This is a genomic window from Acinetobacter sp. ANC 4470 (assembly GCF_002135335.1).
Lineage (GTDB): Bacteria > Pseudomonadota > Gammaproteobacteria > Pseudomonadales > Moraxellaceae > Acinetobacter.
In genome coordinates, this window is sequence record NZ_NEGC01000010.1 from 1 (window position 1) to 20,190 (window position 20,190).

General features: G+C 40.9%; 23 protein-coding genes. 1 reads left to right on the top strand and 22 read right to left on the bottom strand.

The features are described 5' to 3' along the window. Positions 1–460: 460 nt before the first annotated feature. The 22 genes from B9T25_RS12885 to B9T25_RS14585 form a co-directional block, all read right to left on the bottom strand. Entirely contained in the window at positions 461–1,450 is a 990-nt protein-coding gene (locus B9T25_RS12885) for a phage late control D family protein (protein ID WP_086188815.1), read from the bottom strand. After that, positions 1,441–1,650 (bottom strand): tail protein X, encoded by a 210-nt coding sequence (locus tag B9T25_RS12890; protein ID WP_086188816.1) that lies wholly within the window; start codon positions 1,648–1,650, stop codon positions 1,441–1,443. Before B9T25_RS12890 ends, B9T25_RS12885 begins: the two co-directional genes overlap by 10 nt. 1 nt (position 1,651) lies before the next feature. After that, positions 1,652–2,110, bottom strand: a complete 459-nt coding sequence (locus B9T25_RS12895; protein ID WP_086188817.1) for a phage tail protein — start codon at positions 2,108–2,110, stop codon at positions 1,652–1,654. After that, positions 2,110–4,872, bottom strand: coding sequence for a phage tail tape measure protein (locus B9T25_RS14710; RefSeq protein WP_416202366.1), 2,763 nt, complete (start codon positions 4,870–4,872; stop codon positions 2,110–2,112). The genes B9T25_RS12895 and B9T25_RS14710 overlap by 1 nt, the downstream gene beginning before the upstream one ends. A gap of 205 nt (positions 4,873–5,077) precedes the next feature. After that, positions 5,078–5,350 (bottom strand): phage tail assembly protein, encoded by a 273-nt coding sequence (locus tag B9T25_RS12905; RefSeq protein ID WP_086188818.1) that lies wholly within the window; start codon positions 5,348–5,350, stop codon positions 5,078–5,080. A 1-nt stretch (position 5,351) separates the two neighbouring features. After that, on the bottom strand, positions 5,352–5,861 hold the full coding sequence (locus tag B9T25_RS12910; RefSeq protein WP_086188819.1) for a phage major tail tube protein: 510 nt from the start codon (positions 5,859–5,861) through the stop codon (positions 5,352–5,354). 12 nt (positions 5,862–5,873) lie between these two features. Beyond that, entirely contained in the window at positions 5,874–7,067 is a 1,194-nt protein-coding gene (locus B9T25_RS12915; RefSeq protein ID WP_086188820.1) for a phage tail sheath C-terminal domain-containing protein, read from the bottom strand. A gap of 74 nt (positions 7,068–7,141) precedes the next feature. Further along, positions 7,142–7,753: a hypothetical protein gene (locus B9T25_RS12920; RefSeq protein ID WP_086188821.1), complete on the bottom strand. Its 612-nt coding sequence runs from the start codon at positions 7,751–7,753 to the stop codon at positions 7,142–7,144. Between the two features lie 5 nt (positions 7,754–7,758). Continuing rightward, positions 7,759–10,377: a phage tail protein gene (locus B9T25_RS14600; RefSeq protein WP_086188822.1), complete on the bottom strand. Its 2,619-nt coding sequence runs from the start codon at positions 10,375–10,377 to the stop codon at positions 7,759–7,761. A 2-nt stretch (positions 10,378–10,379) separates the two neighbouring features. Continuing rightward, positions 10,380–10,910, bottom strand: a complete 531-nt coding sequence (locus tag B9T25_RS12930) for a phage tail protein I (RefSeq protein WP_086188823.1) — start codon at positions 10,908–10,910, stop codon at positions 10,380–10,382. Next, on the bottom strand, positions 10,907–11,824 hold the full coding sequence (locus B9T25_RS12935) for a baseplate assembly protein (protein WP_086188824.1): 918 nt from the start codon (positions 11,822–11,824) through the stop codon (positions 10,907–10,909). Before B9T25_RS12935 ends, B9T25_RS12930 begins: the two co-directional genes overlap by 4 nt. After that, positions 11,821–12,153 (bottom strand): GPW/gp25 family protein, encoded by a 333-nt coding sequence (locus B9T25_RS12940; RefSeq protein ID WP_228146883.1) that lies wholly within the window; start codon positions 12,151–12,153, stop codon positions 11,821–11,823. Before B9T25_RS12940 ends, B9T25_RS12935 begins: the two co-directional genes overlap by 4 nt. Before the next feature lie 5 nt (positions 12,154–12,158). Further along, a complete protein-coding gene (locus tag B9T25_RS12945; protein ID WP_086188826.1) occupies positions 12,159–12,683 on the bottom strand; it encodes a phage baseplate assembly protein V in 525 nt (174 codons plus the stop codon). After that, entirely contained in the window at positions 12,680–13,258 is a 579-nt protein-coding gene (locus B9T25_RS12950; protein WP_086188827.1) for a hypothetical protein, read from the bottom strand. The genes B9T25_RS12945 and B9T25_RS12950 overlap by 4 nt, the downstream gene beginning before the upstream one ends. Then, positions 13,243–13,752, bottom strand: a complete 510-nt coding sequence (locus tag B9T25_RS12955) for a phage tail protein (RefSeq protein ID WP_086188828.1) — start codon at positions 13,750–13,752, stop codon at positions 13,243–13,245. Before B9T25_RS12955 ends, B9T25_RS12950 begins: the two co-directional genes overlap by 16 nt. After that, positions 13,749–14,048, bottom strand: a complete 300-nt coding sequence (locus tag B9T25_RS12960) for a head-tail joining protein (protein WP_213032998.1) — start codon at positions 14,046–14,048, stop codon at positions 13,749–13,751. Before B9T25_RS12960 ends, B9T25_RS12955 begins: the two co-directional genes overlap by 4 nt. A gap of 29 nt (positions 14,049–14,077) precedes the next feature. After that, on the bottom strand, positions 14,078–14,368 hold the full coding sequence (locus tag B9T25_RS12965) for a hypothetical protein (protein WP_086188830.1): 291 nt from the start codon (positions 14,366–14,368) through the stop codon (positions 14,078–14,080). 51 nt (positions 14,369–14,419) lie between these two features. After that, on the bottom strand, positions 14,420–16,411 hold the full coding sequence (locus B9T25_RS12970) for a phage major capsid protein (protein WP_086188831.1): 1,992 nt from the start codon (positions 16,409–16,411) through the stop codon (positions 14,420–14,422). Next, positions 16,411–17,973, bottom strand: a complete 1,563-nt coding sequence (locus tag B9T25_RS12975) for a phage portal protein (protein WP_086188832.1) — start codon at positions 17,971–17,973, stop codon at positions 16,411–16,413. The genes B9T25_RS12970 and B9T25_RS12975 overlap by 1 nt, the downstream gene beginning before the upstream one ends. Before the next feature lie 9 nt (positions 17,974–17,982). Beyond that, complete coding sequence (locus B9T25_RS12980; protein ID WP_086188833.1) at positions 17,983–18,528, bottom strand: hypothetical protein; 546 nt, start codon at positions 18,526–18,528, stop codon at positions 17,983–17,985. A 119-nt stretch (positions 18,529–18,647) separates the two neighbouring features. After that, positions 18,648–19,580: a phage antirepressor N-terminal domain-containing protein gene (locus tag B9T25_RS14715; protein WP_228146884.1), complete on the bottom strand. Its 933-nt coding sequence runs from the start codon at positions 19,578–19,580 to the stop codon at positions 18,648–18,650. Between the two features lie 77 nt (positions 19,581–19,657). After that, complete coding sequence (locus B9T25_RS14585; protein ID WP_171262791.1) at positions 19,658–19,813, bottom strand: hypothetical protein; 156 nt, start codon at positions 19,811–19,813, stop codon at positions 19,658–19,660. A 110-nt stretch (positions 19,814–19,923) separates the two neighbouring features. Here B9T25_RS14585 and B9T25_RS12990 point away from each other — a divergent pair, with 110 nt between their 5' ends. Beyond that, entirely contained in the window at positions 19,924–20,169 is a 246-nt protein-coding gene (locus tag B9T25_RS12990) for an Arc family DNA-binding protein (RefSeq protein ID WP_086188834.1), read from the top strand. Positions 20,170–20,190 lie beyond the last annotated feature (21 nt).

Below are 20,190 nucleotides of genomic sequence, written 5' to 3' on the forward strand. Positions count from 1 at the left end.
ATATGCACAAGCTTTAGCGGGCCATGCAACTGTGAAAATGACTGATCACTATATTGAAGGTCATGAAGCGCCTAAACCTGAGAAAATCAGCTATAGATAAAGCATTATTTTTAAATTTAAATTAAAGCTTATCCACATTAGAAAACTATTTAATTCCCCGAAAATAGCCCGAAAATACCCCTAACAAAAAGCCCACTACAATGAGTGGGCTTTATTGTGTTGATTAATCAACGAATTTTGGTAGGTATAAGCAGACTCGAACTGCTGACCTCTACGATGTCAAAATGAAGGTCTAACCCTACATAAACTTATGATAACTATAAAAAACATAGGTTTTTAAGCGCATGAATTAAGTCTTAAAAGCAATAAACTAAACCTATAAAAATTAGCTACTTAATGAGTCATTCCCCGAAGTATTTTTAGCTAAAAACTAGGTGTCGCAATAAATCAAAAAACTTGGCTATACATCACTCAAACTTTTCACTGCCTCGATACTACTCTTAAATCCAACAGACTTATCAATGCTATGCGTGGCTTGCTCAATAATCCAATCCCCTGCAATACCCTCCCTAAATCCCACAAGAGTAAGGGGTTTCTCGGCAGAAATTTCAGGATTACCTGGTAAGTTTAAACTTAGTCGCTCCTCACTACGGAGTGATTGATCTAATGATGCTTGAGCTGCTGATTGTGCACTTTTAGCATCTTGATAAATGTGCCTTAGTCTTTTGACTGGCTCTCCCTCACCAACTTTCACCTCATGCTTTTTAGCACCCTTTTTATCATGCCAATAGGCAATAACAGTACCTGCACTATCGCTTGTGCTCGATGTCATTTCCCAATCACTGACCTGCTGTTTTGCTAAAGTTAAACTTGGCAACTCAATTTCACCACGCTTAACGAATAATAACTTGCCACCTGCAGGTTTACACACCACATCGTATCTTTTTGCTACGCGCATTAAAAAGTTCAGATCAGACTCGTCAGACTGATCAAAATGTGGAAGTTTTAAATCAGATACGGAACTACTCACAATAGGATCAAGACCATGTTCTCTCGCAATCTTCGTGACTACAGCAGAGATAGTCGTACCTTTTGACCATGACCGTGTTTTTTGTGAAGATAACGACGTCATTCCGCTTTTACTGGTAAGTTGTGGCACAGCACGACCGCGAATCACCATTTTTTCAGGTGGACCAGATAATGATATTTCACTGACGATAAATAACCCCATATCCGTCATTTCATAGTCATAGCCCATAGAGATTCTTAATTCAGCACCTTTTTTAGGTAACTCAATTGGTCTGATTGGGTCATCTATAAGCGAAATTTCACAAGTATCTGACTCATAGCCTGTACCATCTGTGACCGAAACCGACTCATAGAGGTCTGCAATAAGTGTTGTGATATCCGCACCATTCGCAATAACAGAAAAGCATGGTATTAATCCCATAGTTTCACCTTACGCGTTTCAGTGGTCTGTTTTACTTCTGGTAATTCAATGAGCACACCAGCGGGCAATAACGCCTCATATTGAGATAATCCAAAATTCACATCTAGAATTCGCTCAACAACTTTATTATTGGTGTTTCCATAATATCGATATGCGATTTCATCGAGCATATCGCCAGCTTTAGTGAGGTATTGAGCCATATTACATTGCTACCGCATTTAGAATTGTAGAGAGCAGACCCAATCGCCCTGCACTATCAGAATATTTACGCATATTAATCGTGAATTCTTGACGGCGTGGCACGCCAAATGCAGCAAACTTGGTTTGACCTTCGGTAATGCTATTAATCACCCAATAGCCCAAAATTTTTCCTGTTCCGCTGATCAATAATTGAGGAACACCAGTCGTGGCTAAGGCGCGAAGTTCATCAATCTGCCCGGTGCCGCCCTTAAACTCAGGATAAACCACACCCGTTAAAGACTGAGTATCTTCTCCCGGGCCTAAAAACTGTAAATTATCCCAATCACCAAATACCGCTTGTTCACCCCATTTATAATTTGTGGTTCGATTTAACTCTTGGTAAGCCGCGGTATAAATGCAGAACTTGTATGAGCCGAGTCGCATCATGGTTAAAAATGTGCCGTAGATCTGACCATCCATTATTGACTATACCCCGCATCTATCATTGAGCCACGTTGGGCAACACCTTTTACTCTATTCAACTTCTGCATCACTATGTTGGCAATTTCATCTGCGCTCTGCCCTTGTGCAGCATGAATCGTGATAGTTACGTTCGGAGCTAATCCACTGCTACCATCACCGCCACCCGAAGCTCTCGCGCTATTAGGCTGAATAGCGGCAGATTTTAAACTTGGCGCAGGCGGTGCTTGGTTAAATGAATTCAACACACCACCAAATTGCTGTCTTAAAGCAGGCGTACGCTTCTCCATACCAACGCCAATACCATCAACAATAAATCCCCCTAGGCCTGCCATAACTCGTGACGGTGAGTGAATATCCATCTTCTTTTTCATAAAGTCGGGCATATAGCTATTAATGCTTTTCCAAACACTTTTTAATTTTTCAAAACCCGACAGGATCCCTGAAATCAGACCATCAATAATGTTTTTTCCAATTGCCATGAAGCTACCTGCCAAGTTCGACAGAAACAATTTAATAGCATCAAAATTTTGTACAATGTAGCCAAGAGGTGTGATAGTCAAAAATAGAGTACAAAGACCTGTCCATACAGTAGAAACAATACTTTTGATCCCCACCCACGCACTAGACATAAATGAGCCGATCGCAGTCATTCCAGCACTAATCACACCAGATATAGTTGTAAATGCATATCCAATAAAAGAGGTAATTGAAGTCCATACCGTACTAACCACACCGTAAACAGCATTAAAACCATTCACGAAATAAGTTTTAATTGTATTTACCCCAGCCATAAAATAGCTTGAGATCGTCGCCCATAACTGACTAAAGAAAGATGAAATAGTAGACCAGTTGGCGATAATTAATCGAGGTATACCAATAATAGGAACTAATAAATTCAAAATTGGATTGTTTGCAAATACTTCATCTATACTTTTAATAACACTTTTAATGAAATTAACACCAGTGTCAAATACCCTCTTAATACCATCCCAAGCACCTGACAATGTCGATTTAATACCACCCCAAGCTGAACCAATAGTAGACTGAACACTACTCCACAAATCCGAAAAAAACGCTTTGATCGGCTCCCAATTTTTATAAATCAGATATGCTGCACCTGCCACCACTGCAACAATTGCTGTAATTGCTGTAATTGCTAGAATCATTGGATTAGCTAACATCGCTTTTCCAACAAATCCAAATACAGTACCAATCATCTTGATTGGAGCAATCATTTTTCCAAGCATAGCGATTGCCACACCCGAACTACTACCTAGAACAGAAAAACTACTTATTGCTAGCGCAATTGGCCCAATAATTGTTGTCACACCCAGAGCCACTGCTGCAATACCACCAACGACTGCAACTGCACCCACCGCCACTTTAGTAAGTGTAGAAGCCAACTGTGGGTTTGCTTGCGCCCAACCGGTTACTGATCCAATAACGCGAGACATACTTTCTGCCACTGATGACACGACAGGCAATAACACAGTTCCTATCGTAATTCCTAAGCCAACGGCATTATTTTTTAGCAATTGAAGCTTGTTTGCGGTTGTATTTGCTCGTGCTTCATACTCGGCCTGCATAGAACCGCCCCATGCCTTTTTATTTGCTTGAGATACCCCATTTAAATTTTTCTCCAACGCTTCCATGTTGGTGAGCAATGGCGCTATCGAACCAAGAGACTCAGAGCCAAAAAGATCTTTTAATATGGCACCCTGTTTGTATTTATCTAAAGTAGAAACCTGTTTTAATACATTTAATGTAGTTGCTTCGGCATTGACCTGCATATCTTTAGCCACTTTTTCCGAATCCAACCCAAGATCCTTATAGGCAGCTTTTTGGCTTTTCGTTGCTGATTCGCCTGCGACTAAGGCAAGCATCATATTTTTGATACCTGTTGCTGCCACTTCTTCTGCAACACCCATACCACGGATAGTAGCACCAAGTGCTGCAATAGAGCCTGATGCAAAACCACCCACCTCACCCAATGGGCCAATACGCTGCACAATTTCCATGATGCCTTTTGCTGCGGCAGGTGTATTATTCCCTAGGAAGTTAATCTTATCTGCAAGTGAAGTAACCTCCACTTGAGACATTTTAAATGCGGTGCGCATCTCTGCCATTGCTTGGCCTGATTCTTCGGCACCAATGTCAAATGCTACGCCCATTTTTACAGCAGTTTCAGCAAACTTGGTTAATTCGCCCACTGCAATACCCGACTGTGCACCAGAAGCAACAATTGTTGCGATATCTTTTGCAGCCATTGGTAATGTCGTGGACATTTTAAGAATTTCTGTATTGATTGCTTTAAATTGCGAATCTGTCCCACTAAATACTTTTTTAACATCAGCCATTGAACTTTCAAAATCAATCGCTAATTTGACAGGCACGACCATGGCCACACCAGCCGCAACCGTTCCACCCAACACGGTTCCAGCAGCACTCCTTACTGAAGCATTCTTTTGTCTTAATTCTTCAACCCGATTTAACTTTTCTTGCGCTTTGGTCAGTCGGTTTAATTCATCAGTCACACTTGAATAACGTGCACGTAAATTATCGACATTTTTTCCCATACTACCAAAGGTACGGATCGATTCACCCAGCATGGATTGATTCTTTTTGACCCTTTTAATTTCAGAGCCAATTTTTCCTAATTGAGTAGTCGTACTACCAATGGCTGTTCGCAGAGAACCTGCGACTTCACCTCCAATTGTGATAATTGCATTTAGCTTTTTATTTGACATTGCATCAGACACACTTAAACCTATGTGCCATTTTTTATTTTTACTACATTTTATTCATTATTCACTTATGCAAAGAAAAACCGCATTTAAGCGGTTTCTCTTGGTAATCCGTCGCACCACCACAACAATCTTGAAATTGGTAATTTCTCAACTTCAGAAAGTGGCCATGATGAAAAAGATGATAGTGCAAGCACATACTGGCGAATGTCGATTGCACTTATTCTGTAAAAAGTCGGTATGCCTCTTGGATACGTTTATAGTCCTTTAAGCCTAAACTTTTAATAAAGTCCGGTGCAATTTCACACAGATTTGCAAACATCGTGATTTCCTGCTCAGCATCTGATTTACCCTTTGCCTGTAGTTCAGCAGAGAGTAAGTCTTGCACTGTTGGTTCACGCATACTGATCTCACCTATGCCACCATAAGCACGGCTCAATGTGATCTGATTCATGCCTGCTTTTTCTAGAACATAGTCTTTTTTAGTCGTCATTTTACATTCCTAACGCTGAGCGAATATCTGCTAATACATCTGTGCCATTAATAATACGAACCATGTTGATCACATCAATTTCATGAACAACAGTGCCGCCAATCGTTTGCTTGTAATAAGTCAGAGATAAATCATATTTATCTTTTGGTGCTTCACCTGCTTTTGACGTGCCTTGACCAATTTTCACAATTTTCCCTGTGAGGTTATGCACGACGGGCGTTACTGTACCGTCAAATGATTCCATAGCTTCACGTACAGTAAATGATGTGGTACTACCTTCTTTAATCCCAAAAAGAGACAACACGTCTTTACTGTGTGAATTTAAGGTGAAATCTGCTGTTAGCTTTTCCATCCCCATCGTGATATCAATTGGCGCATCCATACCACCGGCACGATACTCTTCAGTTTGAAGTGCCAGTTCTGGCATATTAGCTTCGTCGGTATTCCCTGCGTACCCCCTACCATCAACAAAGAGATTGAAATTCTTACGAATATCTTGTGCTACACCCATTTCAAATGCTCCTTAAGAAAAAATCTCTTTGATATAGTCGTTGACTAAGTGAGAACGGAAAATGATGTGCTCTGCTGGATACACAGGTGTAAAGTCAAAATCAAAATATACTTTCCCTTGTGCAATCTGATCCGCTGTATTTAGTTCAGGATCTGCCCAGCAAGAACCACCTAAGATCGCACCAATGTTGGTTAAATAGCGTAAATATGCATTCACGCCTTCAATCACATCAGAGACATATGTCTTGGTAATACCACGGTCGACAGCCCATAAATGCGCAGCTTTTAGAGATTCATCAATCATGTCTGCTGTACGAACAACGCACAGGAATGCCCATTTTTTATCACTTGAAAGTGTACGGTTACCCCAAAGACGATAACCATTTTGACGAATAATCGTTGCGACGTTGTTTTCATTAAGTAAATTTGCACGACAATTAGCATCACCCATTGCAAAATCAATTGCTCGTGATGTGCCGATAATACCGTTAATTTCTTGATTCGACGGTGACCACCACCAACCACGGTCATTATCAGATTTAGCCAGAAGACCAGCAACACAGGCACTAGACCATTCTGAAGCTGTTTCACCTTCAACTGTTTTTAAAACTTTAGGATCAACCAAGAAAACACGCTTAGATCCAAAGTCTTTTGAATATGCAATTACATCAGCATCATTGGTGTTGGGGCCATCAGCAATAATGACGGCTTTTAATCGTTCAGCAATGCCCGAAAGCTCTGCAACTACAGGATTTGATGTTGCAGGGGTTTGATCAACTGCTGCAGTGCGCGTATGTGTAAAACCTGGTGCAATTAAAATCTTAGGAACGAAGCCAACAACGTTCTCTGCGGCTAAAAAAGCATGTACACCTTCATAAGTACCCGTATTTGCATCTACGCCCCCCAAAACATTAGCCAACGTCGCAGCCTCTGTTTCCCCCTCATCAATACGCACTACCACCAATACAGCACCAATTTGATCAAAAATAGAATCAATGGCTTGAGGTAAAGTACCAGTCTCGCCTAATTTGGCTGCCTCAAGTCGAGAGCCTGCAATCAGCACAGGTTTATTTAATGGGAAAATTAGAGGATCAGCATTTGGCGCAGACCCAATGATTCCAATGGTCGAACTTCGAACTGTAGTAATGGGACGCGAACCACCATCTACCGTGACGTTTTGAATCCCATGTAAAAAAATATCGCTCATGAACCACAATCTCAGTTTAAGATTTTGGTTCATTTTTGCGATTTATTCAGTACTTTTCATTATTCACTATTGCACTATTGTATCAGCGCTTGTTCCCACATTTGATCCACTTGTTCATCACTAAGATTTAAAATTGATTGCATTGCAATTATACTTTCATCATTGCGTATGAAATTAGTCGCTTCTTTGAAGCCGAGTAATGTTAGCTCGCGTGTAAACTCATCTTCAATTGTTAGAATTTGAGCCTCAATAGCACTTGCCTTGTATCCATTTTCTAACAGACAACGTAAAAATTGATAACGTGTCAATTTTTGATATTGAGAGCGTTTATATTCAAGCTTTTCTTGCTCTGTTCGTGTATCTTCCCAGACGGTGCCGCTCCATGTGTCAAATTGACTTGGAGCTAATAAAGTATAGCCTTTCTCAATTTTTCCAATATTTTTTACTACTTTTGCAGTTTTATCCGCAATTGAATAAATAGTCTTACCTATGTGATTTTCTTTGTACTCCCATTTCTCATCAACCCATACACACGCAAAACCCTGTTTATCATTTGGTGGTTTATTTAGTGTGCTGTTAGGTGCTAAGCCTGTCCCAACAACCCATAAATATTCAAATGAATGCTGATAAACACCCTGATTGTCATAAGAATATACGACAACTTTTTTTGTTTCTTCTGAAAACATAATAATTAACCCGCTTTAACAATATATAAAAATGCAATGTTTTTAACACGAGTTTCCGCTCCGCCTGTTGCACTAGTGTTGAGATCTTCCCCGCCACCCGAGCCGCCAGCAGATGCATACCACCCGCCTATATTGTCTCTAAAATAAGTATGAGTATGGCTCTTAATATCATCTTGTTGCTCACTCAAGATTATTCGATCTGTATCAATGCCACGCCCATAATCTAAGCCACGAATTGAGTAAGCTCGTAAATCAGGAAGGCTTGGGCCATATAATGTGTAAAGTTTTGGATATACTGATTGTGAAATAGCCTGCCCCATCATTGCTAAATAGCCAGTTGGCGGGGTGCTTTTTGGGTATGTAATTGGCATGTATTGAAGTGCATCATCAATAACTTCAATATCTGTTGTACCATCAAAATCTATACCGTTGATTTTACGTGCAGTTGCAAGTTTTGATGCAGTTGCTGCATTGCAATCAATCCCATTTGATGTAATACGAGCAACAATTTCACCGCTAGAGGAACTCATAAAATTAAAAATAGCACCAGGTACAGAAAAATTAATTCTATCTATGGCATATCGTCCGAGATCAATATAGTGATGTTCATCAGATTTTATTATGCCGTCTGATACAGTTATTGTACCCCCAACATCATTTGCACCATCAAAAGTTTGACCAAAAATTTTTCTAGCTGTTTGTAACTTGGTAGCTGTGGCAGCATTACCTGCAAGTTCAATAGCACCAGCAGTATTCGTAATTTTACGACCGTTCAAAAACAAAAATGCTTCTGTTGGTGATGCATCAAGACCACCAACAGCAATATACCCACCAGAGTTGTTCCAATCATCTTCTGGTCTATAGATACCTAAAGATACATTAGTGCGGAACCCCCTCGATGACTGCACAGAACCATGCATGAATGGAACATAGCCAAAAGAAGCACCTACATTTAATGTAGGTGTACGAATAGCTGCTGTTGATCCTGTCCCTAAATCGCCCAATGTTGCTGATACAGTAAGCTCTTTAGTTACTAGAGGGCCAGTCAGTGTTCCACCTGAAAGTGGTAATTTAGAATCATCCCGTGTCCCGATCACACGCCATTCAGACCATGTTGCGCTATTTCCATTCATGTTCTGCGTTTGGCGCATAGCCATCGTGGCATTATTTACACCTAAAGCTTCATGTGGATAGTAGACTTGATGACAAACACCACCACTTCTGAGTACAACTAAAAACCCATAACCCCAAAGCCCTGCAATACCTAATTCAACAACAGCGTATTTACCATCTAGAACAGCTAAAGCGAGTTGCTCTACAGTTGTAATTGTTTCAAGTGTACGTAGTGGCGCTTCAATACTAATATCTTGTGTAGCATCGAAATTAACACCATTAATTTGTCGCGGTGTTTTTAATTTTTCTGCATAAGTAACTGCCGTTCCTGCGCCAGCAATTTTTGTCCACGCTGTCCATAGAGATCCACTATCGCGACACCAACGAACCCATGTGCTCGATGTCATATACTCACTTAGCGTTTGCTTAATTCCTGCGCCTCTTTCAACGAGCAAAGAAAATGGCATACCAGAAATATTATTTGCTATTGTTGGTGCGACTGCATATGAATTACATTCAAAAAATCCTTCACTTTGATAGTCATTAAGATCTGCATCTTCGGGAACAACTTTCGCTTTTGGCTGAATGGTAATATTTACACTGCCATCAAAAGAAACACCATTGATTAATCGAGGTGTTTTTAGTTGAGTTGCTGTGTTTGCATTACCCGTGATATTTGAATCTGTGTATGCAAGTTGTTTTTTTCTTGTCCAAGTTTCATCGTTATAATCAGCTTGAAAATGATATATCGCATGTGCTTGTTTATGAAAAACGAGAGCATTTTTTCCCCCACCAGAAGGCTCACTCCAACCGTTAATGGTTAAGAAGTCACAGAAATTTACGCCATTGTCAGAATTATATGTTCCAAAAAATGCCTGTACTGCTTGAGAGAGTTCAGTTGGTTTTAAAGTCCTATCTTCAAGAATCTGTAAGCCAACTGAATTGGCAATTTTATCAAGTTTATTGTCTTGTAAAACCTTAGCTTGCTTTGCTGATAGTGGCTTGGTTGCATCGTTGGTGGTGAGGTTGTCGACCAATTCATTTCGACGAATATAATTTTCATCCACCCAAGCCTGACTCGCATAGATGAGTGATTCATCTAACGAAATTTCGACAACATTCCCATCACGGACATTTTGGGTAAATTTAAGTCGGTATTCACTTACACCTGTCGGATCGGCAACTTTTTCAAAAGGAGCGTGTGAGCCATGAGAAATTAGTTTTCCATTGGCAATAATCCCCATTTCACGGACCCAAAACCCACCTATATTGGATGGAATAATGGTCTCAATCACAATCCAATTGGCATTAGTCGGATGACGTTCATACTTGGTGACTTCTTGACGATGTACTTCACGTACTAAAGTTGTTCGCGTTTTCGATGGCGTTGGTACAGCACCGTTTCCATCGCCAAATGCGATATGAGTAATGGCCAGTTTGGTATTTGATGCAATCGCTGCAGCAATTTCTGCATCACCGGTATTTGTTGTGACGTTATAGTAATCTGCCATATTTAATCTCTAGGAAGACTGCAGAATGTATTCGCAGTTTGATGAACTAAAATATTGTGAATAGTAAGAATAGGATTAGAAGTAATCGTTAAATTACCCAAATGTCTCGCTGCTGACTTGGCATCGGAAACTAACCGGTTTACTTCGTTAAACACTTCCTGGCTTAATGATTTACCAATCAAATCAAGTTCAAGATTGAACGTACCCGGTGTAAGATTCGGTTCAGCTTTAAACCATTCAATGAGTTTGACCTCATAGCCAAAGGGTTCTAATGCACGTTTGATTGCAGCTGCTGTACCTTTTATTTTGTGTTGTTCTTTTGATGTTTTAATAACCTTGCGTTTTAGAGCGTCTTGCCAATTTTCATCCCAGTAATCCACGGATTTTTGATAAGCAATAAACGGCAAGAATTGAGCCGGCACATGGTCAATATCTTTAATGGTACGAATTGAAGGCAGTTCAAAAGCAGCCTTGCCGACTTCTGTCAGGTTTCGTTCTAGCAGTGTCGAATTTGGTGGTAAAAGACTATTCATTCAACCCCTCCAATAGCGATCGTTTTAGCAATACAAACTGGGTGATGATAACTATCCATAACCAAATCATTTTCTGGCGAAGTAATGACTACACGCTGAATACCACCCACATGCAAAGCAGCATAAATTGCTGACCTATAAATACTTTCCCCGTTCTTTTGTGCATTTTTAATGTATTTATCTAAACGCAAATTTGCGGCTTCAAGCAGTAATATATCTTCTGCATTTTTACCAACATATAGTTGGGCTTCAATTTGATAGTTTGTCGCCACACTAGATTTAACCATCGGTCTATCACAGACTGGCCTTACATGATCAGGATCTAAAGCCTTTTGAACAGCCGAGACCAATTCTGCGGATGCTTCGCCATTTATGCTATCAACCTGCGTAATCACAATATCGAGTAAATATGGATTGGCCTCATCTGAACGAACTTTAATCCCATCAACACGACCATCTGCACTTAATGCAAAATAACGATATGCATTTGCAGATCCAGCAGTATTCATACCGTCAAAAGATAATAAGCAGCGTTCTCTCAAGCGCTCATCTGACTCATAGACTGCGTCAATCGGTGGAATAGCACTATTATCTGCAGGCGTGACTAAAAGTCGGACTAATCCATACTCTGTTAGTGCCAAATGATCCAAATCTGATTTTTCAGCATAAGCCAGTAAAAGTGAGCGTGCATCTGCATTACATTTGGCCACATACAGCATTTCTAAATATGCATTTTCTTGAAGCAACTTAGTCACCGGTTCTGATTCACGCTTAAGTGTTTCACGAATTTCAGCCTGCTTATCTGATTCATGCAGTGCTATAAAGCTTTCTTTTCTTTGTGCAAAAAGCACCTCGAAGCTTAATTCGCTAATCAGGCTTGGCGGTGGTAATTGAGAAAAATCAACTGTACTCATGCGCTCACCACTATTCCGTCTAACTGAACGGTTTTGCCATCTAAAACATATTTACCTGTGATTTTTAAAGTGATCTGACCAAGTTGTGCACTGGTTATATCAACGGCACTGACGACCAAACGATCTTCCCACTTCATTAATGCCTCAGCAGTAGCCGCATAAATATCTACCAATGTGCCTCGATTTAGTGGCGCATCAATTAGAGAAAATAACTTAGAACCATAATCACGGCGCATTACGCGTGAACCGATTGGTGTATTTAAAATATCGGCTATGGATTGTTTTAAATGATCAAGTCCTGTTAGATATCTTCCATTTAACGCATTCATTCCCATTAATTCACCTCCCCGCTGTCTCCATTACCAGGTTGTGTACGGTTATGCGTATGACCCACTCCAATACTTTTCCCTTTGTGCTTTACATCTGGACCGTTAAATTCAGCTTCACCATTTACAACTAAACCACCTTTAATAAAAACTTTTCCACCACTGCTAGATAAATCAATATTTAATGTATGGCTGACTTTGTCATACTCAACCACCGTGCCATCAGCATAAATATGCTTTGGATTTTCAGTGGTACCTGCATTAGGGAATGCGGTTTGAGATAAAGAAAAAGCAATCACACCTTGAGACAAATCACCCGATGGCGAGAGCACTACAACTTGCTCACCTTTGGAATAACCACCATTCCATGAACGATCCTCACCCGCTCGACTTTTAGCCCACTCAAGATCAGAAACAAGCTCACCATCAAAATCAACAGTTGCTGTCCCTGCATCCAAGTCAACAGCATAAATTCGACCAAAACGGATTAAGTTCGCTAGGATTCTATCCATTTGTGCCAGTGCATAACTCATGGCACCTCCTGATTCAAATGAAGCTCTTGATATTTATCTTCATGTCCTAATCCAATTTCAGGCGCGTAACTAAAGACTGGAACAGGCGTTTTACCAGATTCAGCCCATACACTTTCACCCACTATAATTTGAGTAGAGAAGTCCACGCGCCATACTTCAAAACGATCCAGCTCAGGAAAAAATCCATCTTCTGAAATCTCTCCCACTGAACTACTTCCAACACCAAATTTCCCAAGGCGGGTAAAGTGCTTATTCTTGAAAATATAGAAGGCAACGCCTGCCGCCAGTTTTCGGACATTAATCTTGGCTCTACGCTGATTAAACGTATCAATTATTCGTGCTTCAAATCGGGCAATTAAAGGCAGTTGCTCTGTGCCCATATCACCTTGTTCATCAATATCAAAACTGGTGAGTTCAAGGAGTAGTGCTGGTAATTCTTTTGCTGTTGGCGCTTTACGCTCTTCTTCATCACGATAAAACTGAACCAATTGAAAAACTGGAAATTGCGCTTTAAATTTTGCCTCAATCACATCATGTAATTGATCTAAATCCACACCTACTATCGCATCTGCCATTTCAACTCATGCTCCAAAGTTTTGAAAAATTGCTCTTGATACCCATTTGAAAACGCTTGGTCTTCTAGATACGAATCAGCTTTTCCTTTAATTTCGAGTGTTTGTTTTTCAATCGGCAAGCGCCCTCTTCCAGATCGCTTAAACACTTGCCCTTTTGCAATAAAAGCACCGTCTCTTTTATGCTTTCCTGCAGTTACCCCTTTTTTGGTTTCTCTGGCATTTAAGTGAATTAAGGAAATTCCATTCAGTCCATACCAAAGCTTGATCGTCCAACCTGTACTTATTTTCTGAATGCTTGTTTTTCGCATTCTTCTACGCATAACCTTTTGCATCACCTGCAATTCAGAACTTAAACCTTTAACCGTTCTGGTTTGCACCCACTTGGCCATTCGGTTTAAAGTTCGACTCAATGCTGCGTTTACCTGCTTTTCAGTAGGTTCTAACTCTGTAATGATGGCCTCAATGCCTTGTGCACCAATATCAAGTGAAATCATTCGTTAATTTCAATTTTTAGTATCGACATACCTGTGCCATCTTGCTGCGGATAGGTCATGACATAAAATTTACGACCATCTTTGAGCAGCAAAAAATCACCCCGTTTTACATCTAAAACATCTACAGATTTACAGGTAAAACGAGGTTGAGCACCATCAACCTCATATTCACCAAGCTGGGCGTTTAGATACGGTTCATCAAATATACCCACAATGGATTTATCCTCTGACCCATCCTCAAACTGTAAAGTGGCTGTTATGGCAAATCCACCAACCAAATCGGTTTGAAGAAACACATCCAAATTTTCCCAACTTGGCATAGGCTTTACTCGGCTTCTGCAGCAGCTTGAATCGCTTCAATCAATTTATCTTTGGTGAGCGAAGCTTCAAGCTCAAGTTCATATTCACGCAATGCAAACTCAATGAGCTGTGCTTTAGTTAAAGTGGCCAAATCAATTTCTTGATCTTCAGCATCTCCCTCTACCAAAGTGCCACGGCCACGGCGTAACAGATCTTGTGCCAATGCGTGCGAGACTTCGACCTCGTCACCTTTTTTACGAATTTCACCATCAATCACGACGGCAGAAGTTAAAGCAATTAAAACGGTTGTTTTCATGAATATGTGCTCACAAAAATAGAGTGGGAAGCCACCGCAGTGGCTGATCAATTAGACGGTTTTCTTGCCGTAGCAAATGGACTCAGTGTTACGCAAAACAAAATCCACATCTTGGAAGCCCACAATGCGTAAACCACCTTTGGAGCTTAAAGAGTACGGATCAATAGTGATATCCAAGCCACCCCACATTGCAATGATCAAATCTGCGAAGTTACCAAAGAACACATCACCCGCTTCAATTTGATTGGTCACCTCAGTTCGATAACCATTCACAGTATTCCCTGGTTCCCAAATCGTGCTTTCTGTGCCAGCGCCCATTCTTGGTGCTGTTTTAAAATGACCACGCATAACGGCATTAATCACATAAGACATACGATCAATATCGGCATTGTCTGAAGCAATTTCAGATTCCATAGCCACCATTTCAGCAAAGTTCGGATTCACTGCTGCAAAGCTCACCGCGTTCACGCCAGAGATATTCTTCAAACCAAGTGGCTGATTATCCCCACCAGTACCGTAATAAGCTGCTTTATCAATTTTCAAAGCCAAGGCACGGTTTAAATCATTCCAAACCAGTTGTTCTGCAGCTGGCGAACTTTGCTGCATGAGCTTACGGCTGATCTCTACACGACCACCCACCGTTTTAGGGCTTAGTTTTAACTGACCTGTTGCAGGGCTAGATCCCAGCACTTCCTCTTCTTCACCAAGCCAATAAGCAGTTGCACCACCTGTTTGCTTTGGAATTTCTGCATCACCTACCAATCCATCCATAATGAAGCCTAAGTTCATAATGGTTGAACGATTACGTAGCATTTCAATGAACATATCTGCTCGGTGGTCTGTCCCAACCAAGGTTGCACCATTTTGAGAAGTACCCACTTCAAACACTCGACTGAGTACATCTGCAGGTACTAAGATCCCTTGAGCTGAACGACCATAGGCCTTTTGTGCCGCTTCTGAACACTCCAATTCAAATGCTGCTGCCTCACGATCTGCTAGAGTTGCATTCGGCAACATTGCACGTACCGCACGCATTAAACTGAATGAACGTGCTTCATCCCCCGTAAGACCGATATTGGCATTATTGCTTTTAGGCTGTTCAGTAATAGGTTTGCCCTGATTGCCATGCACACGCTCTAGAATTGCATTTTGTAACTCTGCTGATGATTTATTTTCATCAATGTACTGGCGTACCAAATCACCCGCGCCAAATCGCTCACCTAATTGCATCAATTCACTGACACGTTTACGTTCTGCTTCTGCGCCACGTTCTGCGGTGTCATTTACTGCACGTACCATTTCAATGTCGCCATGACGCTCACCTTTATCATTGAGGCGTTGACGGACTTGGTTGCCATCTTTATCTGTAAAGTAATCCCAATTCATAGTCTGTTTTCTCTGCTGATGCGGAATTTGAATATTGCTGATGTTTTCATTTTGCGAATTTGATGCATTGTTTTCATTATTCACAATTGCGGAACGCCCCACGCCCACATTGGTATCCGCAGGAATAGACACGCACGAAATTTCATACGGCTGCCATTCGGTAATCAAATAAACATCATCATGCTCGCGCTGTTCTTTTAAGATGGCCTTTTTAATGGTGTAACCCACACTGATATTGGTACGAATCAGATCATCAATATCTTGTAGGATTTCCTCACCACGCGCGGACTTACTCAGACGGACTAAAGCACGACCTTTACGCTGGGAATGATCCAACCATGCACTTTCAACCACCCCCACCTGATCACGGGAGTTATGATCCATTAAAAACGGCGCACGGGTGTTCAAGCGCGAAAAATCAATCGCACCTTGGCTATGATCCAAAACTTCAACACCAAACCAACGCCCTACTTCCGTTTCACTTGAAAACGAAAGCTCGACTGTCCGTTTTTCTATGTCCACTTTGAAGTCATCAACGACATAGTTACGAACTAATTTGTCTTTATTAAAATCAGGTAATGGCTTTGTTTGAGAAGTATCTCGCGTGAACGTCATACCAGTTAAAGCTATTGCTAGATCAGTTTTCAAAAATTTCATTACATGCCCTCTTTTGGTCGCCCTACTGCGCCAGCTTGCTTTTTACCCATACTTGCCAAAACCATTTCTTCCGCTATTTCTTTACTGATACCCTGTGCCACCATTTCATCAATCATGGTACGAGTATCGCGTGCAATCTCAGCCCATACGGTTTGCGGATCTTTACCCTGTTCACGAATAATGGCTCCTGCAGAAGTCAGCATGTTGTTCTTCGACTTTTCTGCTGCAGTGACATCGGCAGATGGATCAATCCAAGCCCAACGGCGTGGCTGCCAAGTGACTTGCGTATAGCGTTCTATATCCACTGCTTTTAGCGGCACATTACCTTTCTTGATTTGGCCTTTGAGCAAGGCGTATTCCAGCCATGCGTAATAAACAGGCTCAACTAAAGCTTCAATCAACCATTGCTGGAGCTCTTTCCAGTGCTCGCGCTCATCTAAAGTTCCTTGGCGAATACTGGAGAAATTTACGCCCTCAAGGTCTGAAGCTAAGTTGTTATAAAGCACACCCATTCCTGCTGCCATTGAGCGCAACATTGCTTTATGAAAAGGTAGGAATTCACCCGTTGGGTAATTAGGAGACCACTCTTTGAGTTCTGCCCCTTCAGGTAACACTGGGAACTCGCCCGCTTGCGATTCAATTTGAATTTCATCATCATCTTCAAACTTAGGGCCATGACCCTCTTTCCACTGAATGAAACCCATTTTGTTGGCAGATATACGGGCATTCACAATCGCTGAATCTTCAAACTCTGAAAGTTGCTTCATGCGAAATAGACTAGTGGCCGTCCATGGCATGCCTCGCTTTTGCCCTACAATGTCTTCTAAATAGCCATGAATGACTTGTTCTGCAGGTACACGAATATAGTTCCCAGAGCCAACGCGATATTGCTTTTCTTCTTCTGAATCACTATCGAAGTAGTAAGCGATCGGACGCCCAAATTGGTTAAATTCAATGCCTTGACGGATAAAGCGACCACCTGAGAGTTTTGCGCTATACATAATTGGGCAACGTTGCGCATCAATCATTTGCAGTGCAAATCCATATTTCCCTGCATCTGCACCACGAATAATCCTTACGAAGAATTCGCCATCTTTGGCTGCCGAAATCACACAAGAACGTTGAATTGAACGCCAGGACTTTTTACCCTGAATATCGCAGTGATGTTTCTTATTCCAATTTGACCATTCTTGTTCCACCGCATCGCAAAGTTTATTGTCTAATTTCCCCTGTGCATTACGGATCTGAGCCTGAAGCATCACGCCCTGAGGACCAACAATATTTTGATGAGTTAAGCGTAAATAATTACGTCCATAATCATTATTGGCACATTGCTCCCGACTGCGTGCAACTAAGGTTCGTTGATATCGCTCTACGATTAAATCAGCTGGTAATGGTGTAGATGGCCAAGCGGAAGTTAGGCGGTCGCTTACACCTGCTTTAAACCAACGAACAGCATTGCGAAAAACCCGACTCCCTCTTTTTACCACTGACTCATCTTTCACTTGATGCATCTGCGTGACATTTGGTACTTCAGCAATTTGGCGTTTAAAAAGTTCCATCACAAGCGATTACCCCAATTTAACCCGTACAACTCGACCAAAAAGACTTTTACCTGATGCTTTTGCCTGTTCACGGCTAACCTCTGCACGATATTGATTACGCAATTTAATTAGCGTCTCTATTGGCGTGCGGTACAGCTCACGGTTATTAATCCGGTAACGCTCTTGGTCTAGACTGGCACGACCTTCAATGACCGCTTCTAATGCCGTTAAGGTTTTTTGCGCATGGCTTCTTAGATCGGCTTTTTCTGAAATTGACGCGAGATCAGCTTTAATCTCAACTGTGCCTGATTCAAGTTCCTCAACCTCACCGTTGCTAGAATTTACTGCACGAAGTGAAAAACCATAATGCCCAGCGTTATAGTCTTTTGTGATATTTGCAGGTACGTTGAATACATGCATATTTCCCTGCGCTGTAGACTGCAGATCAATTGCACTTACACCACGTAAATATGCATAAATTGTCCAATCAGATGCAGGGTATGCAGTTAAATTCAGATTGAATCTAAACGTCGTACCTGCTTTGATTTGGCTGGGAAACAATTGACCACTCATATATTTTTTTAACCAAAAATGCGCTTTTTCTTGGTTTTATCATCATTTTTTAAGTGGTTTTTTTCATTATTCACAATTGTAAAAAAACCGCCTAATAAGGCGGTTCCATCAGATTTCTTTTACTTAACCAGTCGATCCATTGCATTTTGCACAATCAAAGGTAATTGCTCCTTGCTCACCAAGTCGTGTCGATTCACCAACTCAGGAATATTATTAGCATCCACCATTACAGCATCTTTCGGCACAAGCTCAAGTGAAAATCCACCCTGATAATGCAACTGAAGCATCATTTGTTTACCTTGGAGGATTCGTGACATTAATGCTTGCGCGACATCTTCAGGGTTGAATGTTGGGTATTCAGGCATTTTACCGCCTAAACGCTTAACCTCTGATTCCAAACCTTTATGGTATTCAATCAAGCGGTATTGCAATACACCATGGCAATTTTGGATAGCATTTACATCTACTGGCGCATGATCCTGAAATTTATCAAATGTCAGGATTAGACCATGAACATATTCAACAGCATCACACAATTGATCCAATGGGATTTCTTCAATGCTCTTCACATTAAAGCGCTGCCCAACCATGATGTATGCATCTGAAAAATTAATCTTCACACGTGATACTAAATTTGATACCGCATGACGTAGATTTTCACGATCTTTTGGTGTGGTTTTTCGTGGATTAACTGCTTTACCTTTAGTCCAATAATCCCAAAGTACATCATCACATTCTTCTTGATACTTAATTACTATATCGCGAAGTTCAGGTTTCACTTTGTTTGGGCTGATTGTCATTAGCCAGCCAAATAGTTTTTTAACTGGTAAGCACGTCATCAATCGCCCTTTACCATCATTTGCAACTATTGTGATTTCCACAATGGTTGAAGAAAACCGCTGTTTTAACTTAACAAATTGAGATGCCCAGTCCAAACCAATGCCATCAACAATAGGTTTCATTGGGGTGTAAGGCTGGCCATTATGCTCAATAATATATAATTCAGCATTATAGAAAGGTACGCTTATTTGTTGTAAACTACTTAAAGTCATAGTATTTCCTAATATTTGACACTCAATAAAGCTCCGACTCCGCCAAGATTCAGGGGCTTTTTTGTTGTCTGTTGATTTCATGCTTTCGCACTCTTGTGTTTTTCTACTAATAATTTGACCGCTTCATTTAAAAGATAAACCATTGATCTTTTATCTTCTTTTGCAATCGCCTTAAGTTCTTTGTGGAGGCTACTATCAAGTCGCCCCTTCACATATACAACTTCTTCTCTCACAACCTTCTCCATCGACCCCATATTGGGTACAAAAATATAGTACCCATTCTGGGGTTATTGGTCAATCCCCATTATGGGGTTATTATTAATTTTATTTTGGTCAGTGTTTTATGAGTGAAGATCAAAGCAGTGTTGTTACACTCAAAGTCCGTGTTACACCAGAGTTTCGTGAGAAAATAGTTGAAACAGCTAAGGCTAACAATCGATCAATGAATCAAGAAATTGTTTCTAGGCTTGAGCATACCTTTAATGAAGATAAGGGTTATGTATTTAAGGTTGACACCATAGAGGAGCACCTTAGAAAAATGAAACAAGAAATTATTGATGTTATTAATGACAGTAAAAAAGCACCCTAAGGTGCTTTTTACGAAATACTC

Coding starts and splice junctions, on each gene's coding strand:
- B9T25_RS12895 (WP_086188817.1), bottom strand. CDS start 2,110: ATGGATGGTCAGATCTACGGCACATTTTTAACCATGATGCGACTCGGC.
- B9T25_RS12980 (WP_086188833.1), bottom strand. CDS start 18,528: ATGAGTGGTCAATTGTTTCCCAGCCAAATCAAAGCAGGTACGACGTTT.
- B9T25_RS12905 (WP_086188818.1), bottom strand. CDS start 5,350: ATGACGACTAAAAAAGACTATGTTCTAGAAAAAGCAGGCATGAATCAG.
- B9T25_RS12955 (WP_086188828.1), bottom strand. CDS start 13,752: ATGATTTCACTTGATATTGGTGCACAAGGCATTGAGGCCATCATTACA.
- B9T25_RS12935 (WP_086188824.1), bottom strand. CDS start 11,824: ATGAGTACAGTTGATTTTTCTCAATTACCACCGCCAAGCCTGATTAGC.
- B9T25_RS12975 (WP_086188832.1), bottom strand. CDS start 17,973: ATGGAACTTTTTAAACGCCAAATTGCTGAAGTACCAAATGTCACGCAG.
- B9T25_RS12950 (WP_086188827.1), bottom strand. CDS start 13,258: ATGGCAGATGCGATAGTAGGTGTGGATTTAGATCAATTACATGATGTG.
- B9T25_RS12885 (WP_086188815.1), bottom strand. CDS start 1,450: ATGGGATTAATACCATGCTTTTCTGTTATTGCGAATGGTGCGGATATC.
- B9T25_RS12970 (WP_086188831.1), bottom strand. CDS start 16,411: ATGAAATTTTTGAAAACTGATCTAGCAATAGCTTTAACTGGTATGACG.
- B9T25_RS12990 (WP_086188834.1), top strand. CDS start 19,924: ATGAGTGAAGATCAAAGCAGTGTTGTTACACTCAAAGTCCGTGTTACA.
- B9T25_RS12965 (WP_086188830.1), bottom strand. CDS start 14,368: ATGAAAACAACCGTTTTAATTGCTTTAACTTCTGCCGTCGTGATTGAT.
- B9T25_RS12910 (WP_086188819.1), bottom strand. CDS start 5,861: ATGGGTGTAGCACAAGATATTCGTAAGAATTTCAATCTCTTTGTTGAT.
- B9T25_RS12945 (WP_086188826.1), bottom strand. CDS start 12,683: ATGAGTTATGCACTGGCACAAATGGATAGAATCCTAGCGAACTTAATC.
- B9T25_RS14600 (WP_086188822.1), bottom strand. CDS start 10,377: ATGGCAGATTACTATAACGTCACAACAAATACCGGTGATGCAGAAATT.
- B9T25_RS12930 (WP_086188823.1), bottom strand. CDS start 10,910: ATGAATAGTCTTTTACCACCAAATTCGACACTGCTAGAACGAAACCTG.
- B9T25_RS14715 (WP_228146884.1), bottom strand. CDS start 19,580: ATGACTTTAAGTAGTTTACAACAAATAAGCGTACCTTTCTATAATGCT.
- B9T25_RS12915 (WP_086188820.1), bottom strand. CDS start 7,067: ATGAGCGATATTTTTTTACATGGGATTCAAAACGTCACGGTAGATGGT.
- B9T25_RS12940 (WP_228146883.1), bottom strand. CDS start 12,153: ATGAATGCGTTAAATGGAAGATATCTAACAGGACTTGATCATTTAAAA.
- B9T25_RS12890 (WP_086188816.1), bottom strand. CDS start 1,650: ATGGCTCAATACCTCACTAAAGCTGGCGATATGCTCGATGAAATCGCA.
- B9T25_RS12920 (WP_086188821.1), bottom strand. CDS start 7,753: ATGTTTTCAGAAGAAACAAAAAAAGTTGTCGTATATTCTTATGACAAT.